The following is a 19,560-nucleotide window of genomic DNA, read 5'->3' as shown; positions in this document are numbered from 1 at the left end:
AGACCCAATATATTAGTCACTTATTTTTGAGGAAAATACATTTTGAGTGATGGAAACTACTATGTACAAAACCACAACAATAGGAATGGCTAAAAACTGACAGGTAGCCATAAAGCAAAGTGAGGTAAATAAAAATAGAAATTTTACTTCATTTCCTTTCCATCTAAATTTCTTGAATTTAAATGCCATAAATTTTATTTCTGAAACAAGTAGCAGAGAAAATATCACTGTTACTATCGATAAGAAAGTGGCATTCTGCAAAAGGGGTAAAAATATCCCTTCGCTGATCAAAAGTGGGATAGAGGTGAAAAACAAAGCATTTGCCGGAGTATTTAGCCCATAAAAGACAGTCGATTGCCTTTCATCATTGTTGAATTTGGCTAACCGCAATGCTGAGAATACCGCAATGAAAATGGCAATGTATGGCAACAAGGGGTGATCAGAATATTGTTTGAGCATGGAATATACCAACAGTGATGGGACTATTCCGAATGAAACCAAATCTGCGAGTGAGTCCAGGTCCTTGCCTATAGAAGAGGTCGTATCTGTGAGTCTTGCAGAAAATCCATCAAGAAAATCCACCACACCGGCCAGCCAAACATAATAAGGCACATTTTCGAGCTTACCTTCAAAGATTTCAATTATTGCCAGACAGCCAATAATTAAATTGATGCTGGTAAAAATATTAGGTATGTAGCCTTTTCTGCTCATCAATGTATTGATACGTTTACTGTTTTTTCTTTATTTCATCCAAATATACCCGCAACCTATCCAAATTTTACTTTTTAATGGCACAAAAAGGATTTGATGTTTTTTCCTTTCCAATGGTAGTTTCACCCCCATGTCCAGGGTACACCACCATGCTATCATCTAAAGTGAACATCTTTTCATGGATGCTGTTGATGAGAACTTCAAAATTTCCACCAGGCAAATCCGTTCTGCCTATGCTACCATCAAATAGCACGTCTCCACCTATGCATACCTTCTGCTCTTTGTTCACAAAAGCAACATGGCCAGGAGCATGACCGGGAACAAAAATCACTTCAAAGCTTGAATTTCCAAATGGAATAGTATCACCTTCTTCGAAAAACCCATCTAATGTTGCTTCGTTATATTTAGCAAATCCATAAGCCGGAGCATAAACCTTTACAGCCAAAAGTGTTTCTTCATCTTTGGGATGAATGTACAGTCCTACACCATATCTATCCTTTATGTATTGATTGCCTAAAACATGATCAATATGACAATGCGTATTGAGCAACTTTACTACTTTGAGCTTCTCTGTTTCGATAAATTCGGATAACTCTTCCTGTTCTTCTCTCTCGTAACACCCCGGATCTATGACTATTGCTTCTAGCGACTCATCGTACACCACATAGGTGTTTTCCATGAACGGGTTGAAAACAAATTTTTTTATTTGAATCATATTCAATATCTAAAAATGCAAATTTGTATGTTTATCAATCAATTGCAAATTTAAGAGACTGGGTGAGATAAAACCTTCTTAAAAACTTTCAATTGACGACAAAACCAAATGAATAAGTTTGGGTTATCTGATTTTTCGGTATTGTTTAATAAAATATTTTGATTGATTATCTCATTGTAGGACACGGGCTGGCAGGAGCTGTTTTGTCTCAGGAATTGTTGAAAGCGGGTAAAACGGTAATGGTACTAGATGACCCTTCAATAAGTTCAGCATCAGAGGTAGCGGCAGGTCTTTACAATCCTGTCACAGGACGAAAAATGGTAAAAACCTGGAATGCTGACAAACTATTTCCAGAAATTGAGCCGTTTTATTCTTCCTTGGAAAAGCAAATCAATGCCAATTTTTTCCATCCGATAGGTATTTACCGCCCTTTTCTTTCAGTTGAAGAACAAAATGAATGGCAGGGTAAAGTGGCAACTAAAGAATATATTCCATATGTTGAGCGCATATTCACTTCTTCCAGAAAAGAATATCTGCTTCACGATGAGCATGGCGGGCTACTGTTGAAAAACGCAGGATATGTTGACACTAAGGTGCTCATTAACGCCAATAAAAAATTCCTGATGAATAAGGGGAATTACCTTGAGTCAATGTTTAAGAATCACTTGCTGGAAGAGGAGGTCGGTTATTGTAGATACGAAGGGTTGGAGTTTAAAAAGCTGATTTTCTGCAATGGATTTAATCAGCAAGGCAATACATGGTTTGACTGGCTTCCTTTCAGGCCGGTGAAGGGAGAAATTTTGAGGGTGGAGGTTGAAAATAAAATTGACACCATTTTAAATCGGGGAATATTTATATTACCATTAAATGAAAAATACTGTAGAATAGGTTCTACTTACAATTGGAGGAAAATTGACAACTTGCCTTCGGAGGAAGGTAAGAATGAAATAGAGGATAAACTAAAAAAGTTGTATAAGGGAAATTATAAAATAGCAGATGCAGACGCAGGTATCAGACCTGCCACCAAGGACAGGAGACCATTCATGGGTCTTCATCCGGAAAACGAGCATATTGGAATATTTAATGGGTTTGGGTCTAAGGGGGTTTCATTAATTCCTTTTTATGCTAAAAACTTTGTTGAATATCTTGAAAAAGGAGGTGAGTTGGATGCAGAGGTTGATGTTTATCGCTATTTTTCTTTATCTTAGATTTCTATAGTACTGGACTTAAAACTAACTATAATTAGCAATACCAAATTGAAAATATTGAAGTTGAATAATTGGAATTTGAAGTGGGTGTTTTTTCTCCTGGTATTTGTTTTTTCAGGTTTAATGACTCAGGCCCAGGAGCACAGAAAGTCTTTTGGGCAAAATCGATTACAGTTTAAAAGGTTTGATTGGTTTTACTACAGTACCGATAACTTTGATGTCCATTATTACAACAATGGTCAGGAGTATGCCAAACTGGCTCTGGAATACCTCGAAAAGGAATATGATAATCTGACCGATATTCTTGGCTATGCTCCTTATGCCAAATCTAAAATCTTTCTGTACAATTCTCCTTCTGATTTGCTTCAAAGTAATATTGGAGTAGATGGAGCCACATTCTCTATTGCGGGACAGACGAGCTTTGTGAAACTTCAGGTAGAAATAGCATACCCCGGGAGTGTATCTGCTTTTAAAGAAGAGCTTCATTACCAAATGGCTAAAATGCTCATAGAAGATATGATGTTTGGAGGTAGCTTGGCTGAGATGTTTCAGAGTGCTTATTTGCTCAATCTTCCGGAGTGGTTTGTAGAAGGAGCATCAAAGTACATTGCTCATGGTTGGAGTGTCGAAATGGACGATTACATAAGAGATTACTTTAAAAACTCAAAAGATAAAAAACTGAACAAAATAAAAAATCTTGAGGGTGATAAAGCTGAGATGATTGGGCAGTCTATGTGGAATTTTATTGCTTTAAAATATGGGAAGAGCAATATCTCCAATATTCTTAACCTCACCAGAATTATCCGAAACGTCGAAAATAGTATTAGTAGTACGTTGGGAGTTCCTTTTAGCCAGTTTATGACTGAATGGATAGCTTATTATAGTAAATCAAATGAGATGGTTGCTAATGGCTATATATCCCCGAGCGAATCGGAAATAATTAATGGAGAAGGCAGAAAAAAAATCAATTTTAAAAATGTAAAATTTAGCCCTGATGGCAAGAGGGTTGTTTATTCCGAAAATTTAAATGGCCGATACAAACTCAAAATACAAAATCTTGAAACCGGAAATGAGGAAAAGATTTTGACTACTGGTAATAATGTGATCAATCAAAAAGTTGATTTTGATCTGCCACTAGTGGAGTGGATTAGTGATACCAAAATTGGTATGGTTCAAAATTGGTACGGATTTAACTATCTACTGACCTATGATCTTGAAACAAAGCAAAAACAACGAAAGTCGCTGCAAAAATTTAATCAGATCAAATCAATAAACTTTCACAGAAATGGTAAGCTGGCGGTAATTAGTGCAGATGTGGAAGCGCAAAATGATTTGTATCTGATAAGTATGTCCAGAAATGCTATCAAAAGATTGACCAGAGATCAATGGGATGATTTGGATCCCAGTTTTGTGCCGGATACAGATGCCATTGTATTCAGCTCCAACCGACCGACTGATTCGCTGGATAACAAAATGACAGACATCAAGGAGGTCAAAAATATTTTTAATTTATTCGTATTTGATCTTGATACCACAAAGAGGGTTGTAAAACGAATCACCAATACATTGAGTAATGATTCTAAACCTATGGCACTTGATGCCAACACTATATATTTTCTCAGTGATCAAAAAGGGATAGCAAATTTATACAGGTATGATTTAAGGAATCAAATCAATTATCAGGTTTCCAACTTCAGCAATAGTATTCTCGATTACGACATTGATCCTAAATCGAATGACATTACATACCTGATGCTTTATCAAGGCAAAAAGAGGCTTTTTCTTACGAGAAGTTTCTTATTGGATAAGAACTCTTTTTCACCACAAACCCTTCGCAATCAACTGAGTCAGATAGAATTTTTGAGGAAAAGGCGTGAAGAGCAAACGATTATAGAGATCATTGAAGCTCCTCAAGAACCAGATCCGGAAGAGTTGGATGAAAATGGCGAGAAGCTGATTGATACGGATCATTATGTTTTTGAAGAAAATTTGGATGATGGAGGTGTAATTGATACGGATAGTTATGAATTTGAAGACGAAGCATCGGATACTAAATCTTTTTCGTTTCTTTCCAATTACAGGAAGGTTCAAAAAACGCCAACAGTTACAGGACCACTGCCATATGAAACGGCTATTTCTGCTGACAATGTAATCACATCATTCGTTATAGATCCTATCAGGGGATTTGGAATTCTTTTTGAAACCGAAATGAATGATGTTCTCGAAAATCATAAGTTTTACGGAGGATTTTTGTCGATCACGAATCTAAGAAGTGGAGATTTTTTTGCTGAATATCAGTACATTAAATACAAGATTGATTTCCATACACGGTTTGACAGAAAATCTTTTTTAATTGAAAATAACCTTGTGAATCAAAATAATGCACTCTATAATGATGTTGCACAAAAATATATTCTGAATACTTACACCGTGGGGGCATCTCTCCCATTTAGTCCTCACACCAGACTTAGTGTGAGTCCATTTGTTGCATTCACTTCTTTCTACAATTTGAATGCAGCCAATATTAGTAACTCTACTTCCGTAGCTGATTTTGTGGATGATTCTAAGCGTTCTTTTGCTGGCATCAAAACAGAATTGATTTATGACAATGCCTTGGTCAATGGGTTGAATTTATACGAAGGAACCAGAGCAAAAATTGGCTTTCAAAGCTATGGTGGAATCACTGATAGTAAAAAGAGTTTTAGCAATCTGACTGTTGATATCAGACATTACCAAAAAATATACAGAGAATTAATATTCGCCTCTCGCTTATATTATGGTAAGTCATTTGGAAACAATCCAAAAAAATACTTGCTTGGCGGATTGGATAATTGGCTGTTTAATAAAACAGATGAAAGTAGTTTGAGCTCTGGAGTATTGGATGCTTTAAACACAGGACAGTCAATCGAAGTTCCGTTGAGTGGTAATAGCCCGTTAAATTTTAACAACGAAAGAGACAACAGTGATGTGTTGTTTGTGGAATATGTAAACCTTAGAGGGTTTAATTACAATCGATTAAACGGAAACAATGTACTTACCTTGAGCAATGAGTTACGGGTTCCGATTGTGAAAATATTCCACCGAGGATCCATTACTTCCAACTTTTTAAGAAACCTCCAAATGATAGGGTTTTATGACATAGGGTCATCCTGGACAGGTAGCTCTCCTTTTAGCGATGAAAATGATGTAGGTCTAAAAGTAATCAAGCCGGGAGGAGGAGAGGATTCTAAATCGGTTTTTGAAGCCACCATCCGAACATCCAGAAGCCCATGGTTGGCGAGTTATGGATTTGGATTGAGAACTGTGATGTTGGGATACTACATGAGGTTTGATTTTGCCAAACCGATTGAAGACTATGCGGTTGGGGACATGAAATTTTATCTCACTCTGGGATACGATTTTTAATAAACCTTGCTTTTCCAAATTATTTATTGTCATTTTTGTATATGATAAAATCAATGACTGGTTATGGTTTGGTGCAATTTGAAACTGAATTTTATACCCTCCAAGCCGAACTCAAAACCCTGAACTCCAAATTTCTGGATTTATCACTAAGACTCCCAAAAGAGCTTTCTGAATTCGAATATCAATTCAGAGATATACTTACAAAAGGTCTTGTCAGAGGTAAAGCAGTATTTTCATTGGAAATGACCTTGAAAGAAGGAATTCAAAATTCGGTTTATAACAATGAGATTTTTCAAAAGCTTTTTAAGGAACTCAAAGTGGTTTCAGAAGGACATGATGTCAGTGATTCTGACATTTTCAACAATGTCTTAAAAATGCCTGAAGTACTCAGACAATCGAATGTTGCTGTGGAAATAATTGATGAAAAATCTGCTCTTGAATTAATAAAATCCCTGGTAGAAAAATGCAATGAGTTTAGATTACAGGAAGGGAAATCTCTTGAAAAAGCTTTAACCGATAGTATCACTGCTATTGATGATCGGTTGCTGGAGATTAAAAAAATAGAACCTGCCCGGACTGAGGCCATCAGAAAAAAAATATCTGACAGTGTTTATGAAATTATAGAAAAAGATAAAGTCGATGAAAATCGTTTCGAACAAGAACTCATCTATTATATCGAAAAATTGGACATAAATGAAGAATTTGTTCGCCTAAAGAATCATCTGGAGTATTTTGTTGAAACCCTTTCGCTTCCCGAATCTCAGGGAAAAAAATTAGGATTTATCAGTCAGGAACTTGGTAGAGAGATCAATACTATTGGCTCTAAAGCCAACGATGTTGCCATTCAACGATTGGTTGTGGAAATGAAAGACGAACTGGAAAAGATAAAAGAACAGATTTTGAACATTCTTTAATAAGAGATAAAAAAGGCAAACAACGGCTCCTTTCTTCTTTTCTAATAATCTCCTGAGGAAGCTTGTTTTTCACCTTATTTAATATTTTTTTTAGTAGAAAATAAACAAACATAAATATGTCAGATAAAATAGAGTCTTTAATTGAAGGTAATAAATTATGGGTCAAAAATATCCTAAAACATACGCCGGGATTTTTTGACGAATTATCTGAGGCACAAAAACCACAATTTTTATGGATTGGTTGTTCGGATAGCCGGGTTCCGGCTACAGAAATAACGAATGCCCTGCCTGGTTCCATATTTGTGCAAAGAAATATAGCCAATATGGTTGTGCACACCGATGCTAATTTACTATCTGTGGTGTACTATGCCGTTAAAGTGTTGAAAGTTAAGCATATCATCGTTTGTGGACACTATGGCTGTGGTGGTGTACATGCTGCTATGGGCAATGAGGATTATGGTTTTTTAAACAACTGGCTACTTCATATCAAGGACGTATATAGAATGCATGAGAAAGAGCTTGATGCCATAAAAGATGAAACCAGGAGATTTGACAGATTTGTCGAATTGAATGTGCAAGAACAGGTTCATGATCTTATGAAGGTTTCTTTTATTCAGGAAGAGTGGAGAAATGGAGAATTTCCCCATATTCATGGTTGGGTTTACAGCTTAAAAGATGGTTTGATCAAAGACTTAAAGGTAAGCACCAATTCTTCTAAGCAATTGGGTAAAGTTTATAAATACGATTGATAATTTTTAAAAACCTATAGGGACTGCTTCAAGTATGCATCTTTAAGCAGTTCTTCTATTTCCTCATTAATTTTAGTGAAATCATAATGAGAAGTCTGATTGGGAGAGTCTAAATAATCAATAGCTGACTTCACTTCAGAGATGAGTTTTTCCTCCTTAAGCTCATCTTTGGCTTGGATATATCTCGTTGATTTTTCTAGCGCACTAAGGGTTGTTTTCAACAAAAAAATAGCTTTATGGTGATCGTTATTTTCCAGATCGTGCTCAGAAATCATCAATTCGGCATAGGCTACAGCATTGAGTGCTTCAAATAATGCCATATTTACGTCTGTAGTAGAAATGTGGTCTTCTTCAATCTCATCCACAATTTTGTTCAAATCATTTATTGATTTTTCAAGATACTTGTTGACATTATTATCACCATAGTATTCTATTGATTTTACTATTTTAATGGCTTTTTGGATATTTTCCACACATTCATATGGTTCATGTTCATTGAGGTGTTGCTGTGCTTTTGATAAAAAACGAATAGGTGATGTTGCTGTCCATTCTCCAATGTGCTTTTGTGCACTCAAATGGCTCAGATAAGTCAGTGTGCCTATGCCTGCTACCACAATTAGCACACCCCAAATAGCGATGTTATCTAGTTTTTTGCTCATTAGAAATTGTGTTTAATACTAATATCGCCCAATTGATAACTTTTTCGAATTCAGTGAAAGCATCTCAAGCTTTTCCGAGTAATTTTCGTTTTGCTTTAGAGAATTACTCAATGACTCTATCAGGCCAATGATTTTTTTGTTGTCCTCTTTTTTATGGGGTTTGATGTAGTCCAAACTAGTCAATAAATGTGCTTTGGCTCTATCAAGACAAGCTATTCCCTCGTCCACGTGGTTTTCTAATATTTCTGCCCTTGCGAGTCTGATTTCTCCATAAGTGAGGGTATGCAAGGATCGGGATAAGATTACTTTCAAAATCTCATCTGTGATCAGGTCACTTTCCATAGTATTCTGAAGCAATTTAAGTTCCTCAATGGACTGATTTATTTGCAAAAGTGAAGAACTGTCCATATTGGATTCAATTATTTTCATAGCATCAATAGCACTGTTGAGCTGATTTTTGCTAAGGTCATAATCATGTTTACCATAAGCCAAAGTGACTCCTTCATAATATTTATCAAACATTTTAGATTTTGCATCTTTCATCAAGTCGGTATAGCTGACTGTTGAATACAACACTACACATAAAAAAGCGAGAGAAAACACAATGGCAAGACGGTAGTAAAATGAATTATTCTTTTTCATAAGATTTAATTTTTTAATAAAATAAGAGTCTAATTCTGAATAAAATCTGTTGAAAAGGGTTTGAAGGGTGTTTTGTCACTTTTTTGGAGAAAAAGAATAAAGAGATAATCTTGATCAGGTGGCTTGTTTAACAGGCAGCTATATGGTGAAACTTTGGCTTGATAAAATCGGATTTTTAATTTTAAGACGTTTTTTGCGTATTCATCGAATAATTAAGTACTACCAATTAATTTTGGAATCTTAATTTAAGCATATGACTAAATCCAAAAAGGGAGTACTTCTTGTCAATCTGGGTACACCGGATGATCCTGGCACATCTTCTGTCAGAAGATATCTAAGAGAATTTTTAATGGATGGACGAGTTATCGATATTCCTTATTTGAATCGTTGGATGCTCATCAATTTGATCATTGCTCCGATCAGAGGGCCTAAATCGGCAAAAGAATACCAGAGGCTTTGGGATGAACGAGGCTCACCATTGAAGTATTATGGAGAGGATTTAACTCAACTGGTGCAAGAATCTGTGGGTGATGAATATGCTGTGGAATTGGCTATGAGGTATCAAAACCCTTCAGTGGAGAGTGCTCTGGATCGTTTGAAAAAACAAGGAGTGAATAGCATCTTGATAATTCCTCTATTTCCTCAATATGCTTCTGCAAGTACCGGATCTGTTATTGAAGAAGTGAATAGAGTAGTCGGTCAATGGCAGGTCATTCCAGAGTTGAATTATGTAAACAATTTTTTTGATAACGATTTATTCTTGAAGACCATTGAAGAAAGGGCTTCAGTGTTCATGAAAGAGAAAGAATACGACCATTATGTATTTAGTTATCATGGTTTGCCGGAAAGACAAATCCTCAAAGCAGAAATCAAAACCTGTAAGCTTGGAGAATGCTGTAACAACTATGGTGCTCACAACAAGTATTGTTACAGGGCACAATGTTTCGAAACGTCAAAGTTATTAGCTCAAAGGTTGAATATTCCTCAGGAAAAATATACAGTGTCATTTCAATCAAGGCTGGGCAAAACACCATGGATAAAACCATACACGGATCACCTAATTGCTGAATTGGCTACAGGCGGAGTAAAGAATGTACTTGTATTTTCTCCTGCATTTATTTCTGATTGTCTTGAAACAACTCTTGAAGTTGGAGAAACGTACAAAGAGCAATTTATTGAGGCAGGTGGCGATTCATGGGATTTGGTAGAAAGCCTGAATACCCATCCTACCTGGGTCAAATGTTTGGTGGATATAATAAGGAAAAAGAATTAACAACAAATACGAACTTTAAATAGTTTGTAACGAATTCTCGGTAAGGGCTTACGAATTTTCAAAACCAAAAAATTCCGATTGGTCTCATGTGTATGTTTGATATGGATTTTATATCAATCAATATACCATGAAAAAATCAATACTAATTTTAAGTATGTTCATAAGCACCATAGTTTATGGACAAATACCTACAGAGGAACTTAAAGGTGAATATAAGTTTACCGGAGGAAGCCTTACCGGAACAACCCAATTGACACATGTAGGTTCAGCATTAACTGTAGAGACTGATCGTTTGTCCGATCCGTCCAATGCCATCAGCCTAAATGGGGATATATTGCGTACTACGGGTATAGCAGATACGGACATTACCATTAGTTTTTGGGTGAAAACAAGCACTAACGATGGAGCAAAAAGAGTGATCATCGACCAAAGTTCAAGAACTACATCGGCTGAAAACTCTAGTCAGATTGGTTGGTACACTTTTCTAAAAAATGGCAAGGTAGGTTTGGCTGCCAATTATCTGTACAATCACTGGAGCAATACCGCAGCTGGTACTACAGGTTATTCCGGTTACAATGATGTATTAAGTTCAACCACAATAGCCGATGGTCAATGGCATCATGTAACATTTTCTGCACATGGATATCAATATAGTTTTTTTAACGGGCCCTATCAGAGGTATGATTACTTCGTCAATTATGATTATAAGATATATATAGACGGAATTCAGGAAAATGCACAAACTGTGAGTACTCCAATCGGAAGCCGTACAGGTCTTTATTGGGATCTTACACCATCAGGTTACATTACCTTTGGTAACAGCAGAGGGCTAAATTCTACAGAGAGATACTTAGAATCTCTGGATGATATCCGTTTGTATGGAAAGTTGCTAAGTGCCAGTGAAATACAGGTACTTGCAAGAGAGGGTGTATGCTCTCCTCCATTGTCAGTAGAAATAGTAAGTACCGGAAGTGCTTCGGGTACTGCATCCTGGTACGATGATCCATTATCTTCATCCTGGGATTTGGCTTATGTAGCTACGGGTGATAATGTGGTTAATGGAACAACCATTTCTGGTATAGCGACAAACAATCACACCATTACTGGTCTTACTGCCAACACTACCTATGATGTATATATCAGGAGCAACTGTGGCAATACAGTTACTGACTGGTCGCCAAAAGGAACATTCACTACTTTGGAAGGCATACTATACGTAGATAAAAGTGCTACTGGTGCCAACGACGGTTCTTCATGGGCGGATGCCTATACGGATTTGCAAACAGCCTTGCCGTTAGCTACTGGTACAAAACCTATTTGGGTGGCAGCTGGCACTTATACTCCCCATGTTTCGGATCGAAAAGGTACTTTTAACATTCCAAACAATGTAGTGCTGTATGGCGGTTTTGATGGCACGGAAACGAATCTTTCGGAAAGAGATGTAAAAACAAATGTCACCATTCTTAGTGGCGATTTACTAGGAAATGACAATGACGTAATTACTGATATTGAATCAACCCGTCAGGACAATTCTTATCATGTGGTTAGCATCAGGGGTAATGCACAAAATATTGGAATTGATGGCTTTACCATATCTGGTGGAAATGCCAATGGCAGTACCAGCAACAACTGTGCGACAGCAGCAGCCAGTCAGTATTACGATACCAGGGGAGGAGCGATATATGTCAATCCTTATGCTTCTTCACACATGTTAACAGCCACTGTTAGAAATTGTATTTTGGAAAAAAACACAGGTTCCAGTGTAGCTGTGTTTTCCCCATTTACACCTTGTGGGGTACTGAATCTTGCGGCTGATGTAGATTTTGAATCATGCATTATCCGAAACAATTATTCTAAGGAATTGACAGCTATGATTTTTTCAGGCTCCAGTGGTTATACCATCTATGGGAAAGGATCTATTTCCAATAGTTTGTTTTACAACAATACGTCAGCAACAGCAGCTTCATGTTTATACCTTGGAGCAAGTACAGCAAATGGTGGAAACACTACAGGTTTGGATTTTGAAATGGTAAATACAACCATGACAAAAAACACAGGGGCAAATGGAAATGCCATTACCATGTTGAATGCAGGGAATAGCAAAATTAGAAATTCGATAATCTATGGCAATGGAAGTGCGACTCCCTTTGCAGTCACTTCTTCTGGTTCAACGGTTACTAATAGCATAGTTGAAGGAGGACAGCAAAATGGTATCGATTCAGATCCATTGTTTACTGATGCTGATAATGATGATTTTACACTTACCTGCTCATCTCCTGCGGTCGATGCAGGATCAGCAGAAGGACTTTTATTGCCAGGTAATGATTTGTCCGGTGCAGCCCGTGTTAACACAACTTTGGATATGGGTGCATTTGAATTTTATGTTGTTCCTACTGCCATAGATGTGCTTACTCAAGATATTACTGTTGCATTGGATGCAACAGGAAATTATACTTTGACCCCTGAAGAAATAGATAATGCTACCGTAGTTGAGTGCGGTGCAGCATTTGAGTGGAGTCTTGATAAAACCACCTTTTCTTGTACTGATTTAGGAGCAAATACGGTGACATTAACAGCTACAGTGACAAATGGAGGAGCTCAATACAGTTCCGCTGCTACAGTGACAGTAATAGACAATTCTGTGCAGGCTGTTGCACAAGACATTGTAGTGCAGTTAGATGCTACGGGTAATGCCACCATTTCAACTTCTGATGTAAATAATGGTTCGACAGACAATTGTACTTCAGTAGGAGAATTAGTGCTAAGTCTGGATAAAACATCCTTTACATGTGCTGATCTTGGTGTCAATACTGTGAGTTTAACAGTTGAAGATGTACTGGGAAATACAGCTACTGCTACAGCATCAGTAACAATAGAAGACACCATTGATCCAGTGGCAGTTGCTCAAAACGTAACACTGCAACTGGATGAAAACGGAAATGCTACGGTTATCCCCTCAGCACTTGACAATGGCTCGTCTGACAACTGTTCAGGTGGATTGACTTATTCGCTCAATAGAACTACTTTTTCTTGCGCTGATGTTGGGGTAAATACTGTGACTTTTACAGCAACTGATGCAAGTGGAAATCAATCTTCAGTACCAGCTTCAATTACTGTACAGGATGTAATTTCACCAACTGCTGTTGCCAGAAACATTACTGTTTATCTTGACGACAATGGTTCTGTCACTATTACTCCAGCTTCTGTCAATAACAATTCCTTTGACAACTGTACTCAGGCTGCTAATTTGACTTTAAGCATTGATAAATCAGTATTCACATGTGATGATATTACCGATCTTTCAAAATCATCTAATAATGATGGAGGGCTTGTAATAGGAGAAACTGCGGTAGTTATAGATGCCCCTGACAATACGGTAATATTAACAGTAACGGATGAGAGTGGCAATATTGCAACTGCAACTGCCATTGTTACAGTTCTTGATAATATAGCTCCGGTAGCAATTGCAAAAGACATCACGGTGGAGTTGGATGAAGATGGAAATGCTACTGTTTCTGCATCAGATATCAACAATGGTTCTACAGACAATTGTACTTCCCAATCCAATTTGACCTTAAGTTTGAATAAAACAAGCTTTAGTTGCAACAGCCTCATAGTCGGGCCATCATCGATTAAGCCCTCAAGTGTGGTGATTGCTGAGCCAATCAACGAAGCACCTGATAATCAGGTGATTTTGACCGTGACAGATGAAAGCGGCAACAGCTCAACCACTACAGCTATTGTTACTGTAGAAGATAATTTGCCACCAGTAGCAGTTGCTCAAAGCATAACAGTGTATTTGGATGATAACAACAATGCAACAATTTCGGCGACAGAAGTGGATAATGGCTCGTATGACAACTGTGGAAATGTAACCTTAAGCCTGAATGTTTCATCATTTAACGACATAAATCTTGGCGAGAATACGGTTATCCTTACTGTTCAGGATGGACATGGCAATAGTGCTACGGCTTCAGCTATTGTCACAGTAGAAGAAGATAAACTTGATCAGACAATTACCTTCAATGCTTTAGAGGATAAGAATTTCGGTGATCCTGATTTTGATTTGGTAGCAACAGCTTCTAGTAGTCTTGCAGTAAGTTTTGAGGTAGTATCCGGTTTGGCTACAGTTACAGGAAATACATTGAAAATAAATGGCACAGGAAGTATAACTATCAGGGCGACTCAATCTGGAGATGCGGATTATTTTGCTGCACCTGATGTGGAACAAACATTCAATGTTTTGAAAGGAGATCAGACCATTACCATCAATCAGATTCCTACTAAGATCACCTCTGATATAGATTTTGATGTGGTGGCTTCTGTAAATTCTGGTCTGGAATTGACCTATTCGATAACAGGTCCGGCAACATTGTCGGGAACTACGATTACTTTGGATGGAACGGTAGGTACTGTAACGGTTACTGTATCACAAGCCGGAAATGAAAACTACAATGAAGCAACAGAATCCACATCTTTCGAAGTAGCTGTACCTGCCAGTATTGAAGATGAATTGATGGGTGTGAATATTTATCCAAACCCTGCTTATGAATTTATCAATATAGAGGCAACTGGTTATGAAAGTATAAATGCTGGTGTATATGATTTACGTGGCATAAAAATATTGTCCAAATCTATATTGGGTGAAAACAAACAATTAGATATAAGCAACCTCAAGACAGGAATTTATCTATTAAAATTGGAATCAAATCTACGCTCCACAACAACAAGGATTCTTATTGAGAGATAAGAAATAGCGTAATATCATTTTGATTTTTGAAGGTGTCTTTTGAAGGCACCTTTTTTTATACCTTTTCATAAAAAAATATAATACCACCATTCATGTAATTTACCATTCCTTACAAATCAGTTTTAGAGTATATTGTAGCTTTAATTTTGCCCTATGAAAAAAATATTTCTACTGATAGCACTGTGCTTGGTTGGTATGGCTGTTGCTTTTTCTCAGGATAATTTCCCTTACAATGGAGTTAGAGATTATCATCAGAAGTCTTACGCATTTATAAATGCCAAAATATTTATAGATTATCAAACATCTATCGATTCTGCCACACTATTGATTAAAGAGGGGAAAGTGGTAAACGTTGGCAAAGACATAAATTTTTCAAAGGAATATACTGTGGTAGATTGTGGAGGCAAGTACATATACCCGTCATTTATTGACTTAAATACCAACTATGGTTTTTCTAAACCCAAACCAGGCAAAGGAAGTGGAAATCCTAGCCAGGTCAAACCGGAAACTCCCGGAGCTTACAATGCCAATGATGCCATCAAGTCTTACATCAATGTGTCTGAGCATTTTGCAGCTGACAAAAAACAAGCTTCAGTTTTTAGAAAATCAGGATTTGGAACGGTGTTGAGCTTAAACCCCGATGGAATAGCGAGAGGTACTTCTACGTTGGTTTTATTATTGGATGAAAACGAGAATGAATCGATTCTGATCGAAAAAGCTGCGGCTCACTATTCGTTCAACAAGGGTACTTCTACTCAGGCTTATCCTTCTTCGCTTATGGGATCTGTGGCACTTTTGAGGCAAACTTATTTAGATGCTAAATGGTATGCGGAAACGAAAACCTATACAGATCTGTCATTGCAGGCCTGGATCGAGAGCCAAAAGATACCACAGTTTTTTGATGGGGGTAATAAGCATGGAATTTTGCGAGCTGATAAAATTGGTGATGAATTTGGAATACAATATATTATCAATTCAAACGGAAGTGAGTATCAAAATATTAAAGAGGTTAAAAACACTAATGCAACCCTCATTACTCAAGTTAATTTCCCTAAAGCTTATAATTTGGATGATCCTTATGAGGCAAAAGAGGTTTCACTTAAACAAATGAAGCATTGGGAGCTTGCGCCCTACAACCTGAAAATACTGGTTGAAAACAATGTCGATTTTGCTGTCACTTCCAGCGGATTAAAAACCAAAGATGATTTTTTGAAAAACCTGAGAGAAGCTGTTTCTGTCGGGTTATCTAAAAAAGAGGCTCTTAAATCTCTTACTTACACTCCCGCTAATCTTGTGAAGGCTGTCGATAAAATTGGTAGTTTGAAAAAAGGCTATTTGGCTAACTTCATTATTACCAGTAAAGATATTTTTGAAGAGGAGTCTATTATACTGGAAAACTGGGTGAAAGGAAATAGATATGAAGTCAAAAAAGATAAACCGGATCCAAAAGAAGGGATCTACGAATTGAAAGTGGACACCAGCACTTATAAGGTGGAAGCTAAAAAATCTAAATTTCAAATCATTGTCAACGATTCTACCAAAACTTCTCTTACTCATAAGTTTGACAATAACCTTATTACCTTAAACTATGACATGCCTGGCACAAAAGAAAAAGTGATGTTGTCGGGATGGAAAACAGAAAACGGATGGAATGGCAATGGTCAGATTGCCTATAAGGATTGGGTTGATTGGCAGCTGACATTTAAGAATATGCCTGAAAAGCCAACATCAGATACATTAAAAACTGAAAAGGAAGAACCTGTAGAAACAGAAGAGCCAGGAGACATTGTTTATCCGTTTTCGGCCTATGGTCAGAAAACCATTCCAAAGCAACAAACCCTTTTGATCAAAAATATTACTGTCTGGACCAATGAGAATCAGGGGATAGTAGAAAATTTTGATGTATTGGTTCAGGATGGAAAGATTAAAAAAATTGGCAAGGGGCTTTCTTTTAAAGATGCAATAGAAATAGATGGGTCAGAGAAACACCTTACTCCCGGAATAATTGATGAGCACTCTCATATTGCATTGTTTAGTGTCAACGATGTAGCGACTAATTCTGGTATGGTGAGAATGAAGGATGTTGTCAACCCTGAGGACATTAATATTTACAGACAGTTGTCCGGTGGTGTTACTACATCACAACTGTTGCATGGTTCTGCAAATCCTATTGGAGGGCAGTCAGCCATTATCAAGCTGAAGTGGGGAGAATCTGCAAACAATATGTTAATCGAAAATGCTGATCCATTTATCAAATTTGCTCTGGGTGAAAATGTGAAACAAACCAACTGGGGGAGTGACCATACCACCCGATATCCGCAAACCAGAATGGGTGTAGAACAGGTTTATCTCAATGCATTTTCTAATGCGTTGGAATACGAAAAAGAGTGGAATGATTACAATAAATTATCCGGCAAAGAAAAGGTTAAAACTCAGGCTCCAAGAAAGGATTTGGTGCATGAGACTATGTTGGAAATTATCCGCAAAAGGAGATTTATCACCTGTCACTCTTACGTGCAATCAGAAATAAATATGCTGATGAAAGTGGCTGAAAAATATGATTTCAACATCAATACTTTCACTCATATTTTAGAGGGCTATAAAGTAGCAGACAAAATGAAAGCTCATGGAGCAGGTGCCAGTACTTTCTCTGATTGGTGGGCATACAAATGGGAGGTGCGCTATGCCATTCCTTACAATGCTGCACTCATGCACAATGAGGGAATTACGGTAGCCATCAATTCGGATGATGCAGAGATGGGAAGAAGGCTAAATCAAGAAGCTGCAAAATCTGTGAAATATGGTGATATGACGGAGGAAGAGGCTTTGAAAATGGTCACCCTCAATCCGGCGAAGTTACTTCATCTTGACGACCGAATGGGAAGCATCAAAGAAGGAAAGGATGCCGATCTTGTCATTTGGAGTGATAATCCTTTATCAGTTTATGCGAAAGCAGAAAAAACCATAATAGAGGGTACGGTTTACTACGACATGAAAAAAGATGCCCAGTTGAGAGAATCCATTAAAACCGAACGAGCCAGGTTGATAAAGAAAATGAAGGATTCTAAATCTAAAGGCAAGTCAACTCAAGAACCTAAACCTGAGAAAAGCTATAATTTCCATTGCGACGATATGGAATCAGGGTATTAAATATAATAAGATGAAGAAGATATTAACAATATTAGCATTGATCACTTTTGGATATGGGTTGTGTGCTCAGGTGCCTGCACCGGGAGAAAAGCAGACTGAACCAATCTTATTGGTAAATGGAACAGCTCATTTGGGAAATGGTGAAGTAATAGAGAATGCAGCGATTGGTTTTGAAAATGGTATTATCACCGTTGTTGCGAGCAGCAATGTGCCACAAGAAAAGTACAAGGTTGTTGACATTAAAGGAAAACATGTTTATCCTGGTTTTATACTCCCTGCTACAGACCTTGGGTTGAGCGAAGTGTCTGCGGTGAGAGCGACACAAGACAAGGCTGAGACGGGAAGCCTCAAACCAAATGTCAGGTCAATCATAGCTTACAATACAGACTCTGAGATCATTCCTACATTACGATTCAATGGAATATTGACTGCTCAGATTGCTCCCAAAGGAGGATTGATTTCAGGTACCTCTTCCATAGTGCAATTGGATGCATGGAACTGGGAAGATGCATTAATTGCGGAAAACGATGCAGTTCATCTGTTTTGGCCAAGAAAAGCAATTTCACAAGAACCCCTTAAACCGGACGTTGTTGCCAAATATGAAGCGACGATCAACTCGCTTCACGATGTATTTCAAGAGGCGAAAAGTTATGTCAACAGTACTGGAAAGAAAAGTAATCTGAAGTTAGAAGCTATGAGAGGCTTGTTTGATGGTAGTAAGCAGTTGTTTATCAACGTGACAAAAGCCAAAGACATTATCAGGAGCATTGAATTTGCCAAAGAATATGGTGTAAAGAAAATCGTTTTGGTAGATGCTACAGATGTATTGTTGGTCAAAGATTATATACAAGAAAATAATATTCCCGTCATTTTGAATGATGTGCATGGCATGCCTTCCAGCCCTGATGGAGATGTCGATGAAGCTTATAAACTACCATACCTTCTTAATAAATCTGGTATATTATTTTGTCTGGGATATAGCAACGAAGTAATGAGAACCAGAAACCTGCCATTTTATGCCGGAACTTCTGTAGCCTACGGAATGGACAAGGAGGAAGCCCTGAAAAGCATTACTTTAAATACTGCCAAAATTCTAAATATTGACAATATGGTTGGTTCATTGGAAGTGGGCAAGCAAGCTACATTATTTGTGAGTGAAGGAGATGCGCTGGATATGCGTACTAACAAGATAGAATCAGCTTACATTCAAGGTAGAAAAGTAACCCTTGATGCAATGCAGCAAGAGTTGTATCAGAAGTACAAAACGAAATATGATCAGTAAACAAAAAAGAGGCTGTCTCAAAGGGTTAAACAGTTGCCGGGCTCCTGACTGCCGTTAGGCAAGTTGTTCCGGCATCCCTTTGGAAACGTAGCAATAGCTGTT

At 37.5% G+C, this 19,560-nt stretch carries 12 protein-coding genes; 8 read left to right on the top strand and 4 right to left on the bottom strand.

What is annotated here, in order from left to right:
• Positions 1-12: 12 nt before the first annotated feature.
• Positions 13-711, bottom strand: coding sequence for a CDP-diacylglycerol--serine O-phosphatidyltransferase (gene pssA / locus AAOP42_RS14760; RefSeq protein ID WP_349529309.1), 699 nt, complete (start codon positions 709-711; stop codon positions 13-15).
• Positions 712-778: 67 nt separating this feature from the next.
• A complete protein-coding gene (locus AAOP42_RS14755) occupies positions 779-1,426 on the bottom strand; it encodes an MBL fold metallo-hydrolase (protein ID WP_349529308.1) in 648 nt (215 codons plus the stop codon).
• 158 nt (positions 1,427-1,584) lie between these two features.
• On the opposite strand from AAOP42_RS14755, the gene AAOP42_RS14750 reads away from it, so the two are divergent.
• From AAOP42_RS14750 to can, 4 genes are all read left to right on the top strand, one after another.
• Entirely contained in the window at positions 1,585-2,634 is a 1,050-nt protein-coding gene (locus tag AAOP42_RS14750) for an NAD(P)/FAD-dependent oxidoreductase (protein WP_349529307.1), read from the top strand.
• A gap of 63 nt (positions 2,635-2,697) precedes the next feature.
• Positions 2,698-6,039, top strand: coding sequence for a translocation protein TolB (locus AAOP42_RS14745; RefSeq protein WP_349529306.1), 3,342 nt, complete (start codon positions 2,698-2,700; stop codon positions 6,037-6,039).
• Positions 6,040-6,080: 41 nt separating this feature from the next.
• Positions 6,081-6,953: a YicC/YloC family endoribonuclease gene (locus AAOP42_RS14740; RefSeq protein ID WP_349529305.1), complete on the top strand. Its 873-nt coding sequence runs from the start codon at positions 6,081-6,083 to the stop codon at positions 6,951-6,953.
• A 116-nt stretch (positions 6,954-7,069) separates the two neighbouring features.
• Positions 7,070-7,702 carry a carbonate dehydratase gene (gene can, locus AAOP42_RS14735; protein ID WP_349529304.1) on the top strand — a complete coding sequence of 211 codons (633 nt, stop codon included), beginning with the start codon at positions 7,070-7,072 and terminating at the stop codon, positions 7,700-7,702.
• Positions 7,703-7,716: 14 nt separating this feature from the next.
• Here the strand turns inward: can and AAOP42_RS14730 are convergent, their stop codons facing one another.
• Both AAOP42_RS14730 and AAOP42_RS14725 read right to left on the bottom strand, forming a co-directional pair.
• Positions 7,717-8,361, bottom strand: a complete 645-nt coding sequence (locus tag AAOP42_RS14730) for a hypothetical protein (RefSeq protein ID WP_349529303.1) — start codon at positions 8,359-8,361, stop codon at positions 7,717-7,719.
• Between the two features lie 18 nt (positions 8,362-8,379).
• Positions 8,380-9,003 (bottom strand): hypothetical protein, encoded by a 624-nt coding sequence (locus AAOP42_RS14725; RefSeq protein WP_349529302.1) that lies wholly within the window; start codon positions 9,001-9,003, stop codon positions 8,380-8,382.
• A 253-nt stretch (positions 9,004-9,256) separates the two neighbouring features.
• Here AAOP42_RS14725 and hemH point away from each other — a divergent pair, with 253 nt between their 5' ends.
• The 4 genes from hemH (at position 9,257) to AAOP42_RS14705 (ending at position 19,458) form a co-directional block, all read left to right on the top strand.
• Positions 9,257-10,276 carry a ferrochelatase gene (hemH, locus tag AAOP42_RS14720; RefSeq protein WP_349529301.1) on the top strand — a complete coding sequence of 340 codons (1,020 nt, stop codon included), beginning with the start codon at positions 9,257-9,259 and terminating at the stop codon, positions 10,274-10,276.
• Positions 10,277-10,403: 127 nt separating this feature from the next.
• Complete coding sequence (locus AAOP42_RS14715; RefSeq protein ID WP_349529300.1) at positions 10,404-15,026, top strand: beta strand repeat-containing protein; 4,623 nt, start codon at positions 10,404-10,406, stop codon at positions 15,024-15,026.
• A gap of 153 nt (positions 15,027-15,179) precedes the next feature.
• Entirely contained in the window at positions 15,180-18,176 is a 2,997-nt protein-coding gene (locus AAOP42_RS14710) for an amidohydrolase family protein (RefSeq protein WP_349529299.1), read from the top strand.
• Between the two features lie 10 nt (positions 18,177-18,186).
• Positions 18,187-19,458, top strand: coding sequence for an amidohydrolase family protein (locus AAOP42_RS14705; protein ID WP_349529298.1), 1,272 nt, complete (start codon positions 18,187-18,189; stop codon positions 19,456-19,458).
• Positions 19,459-19,560 lie beyond the last annotated feature (102 nt).

Source organism: Reichenbachiella sp. MALMAid0571 (genome assembly GCF_040151475.1).
GTDB lineage: Bacteria > Bacteroidota > Bacteroidia > Cytophagales > Cyclobacteriaceae > CAXBNB01.
Note: the sequence above shows the minus strand (reverse complement) of the source record. Positions and strands in the feature narration are given on the sequence as shown.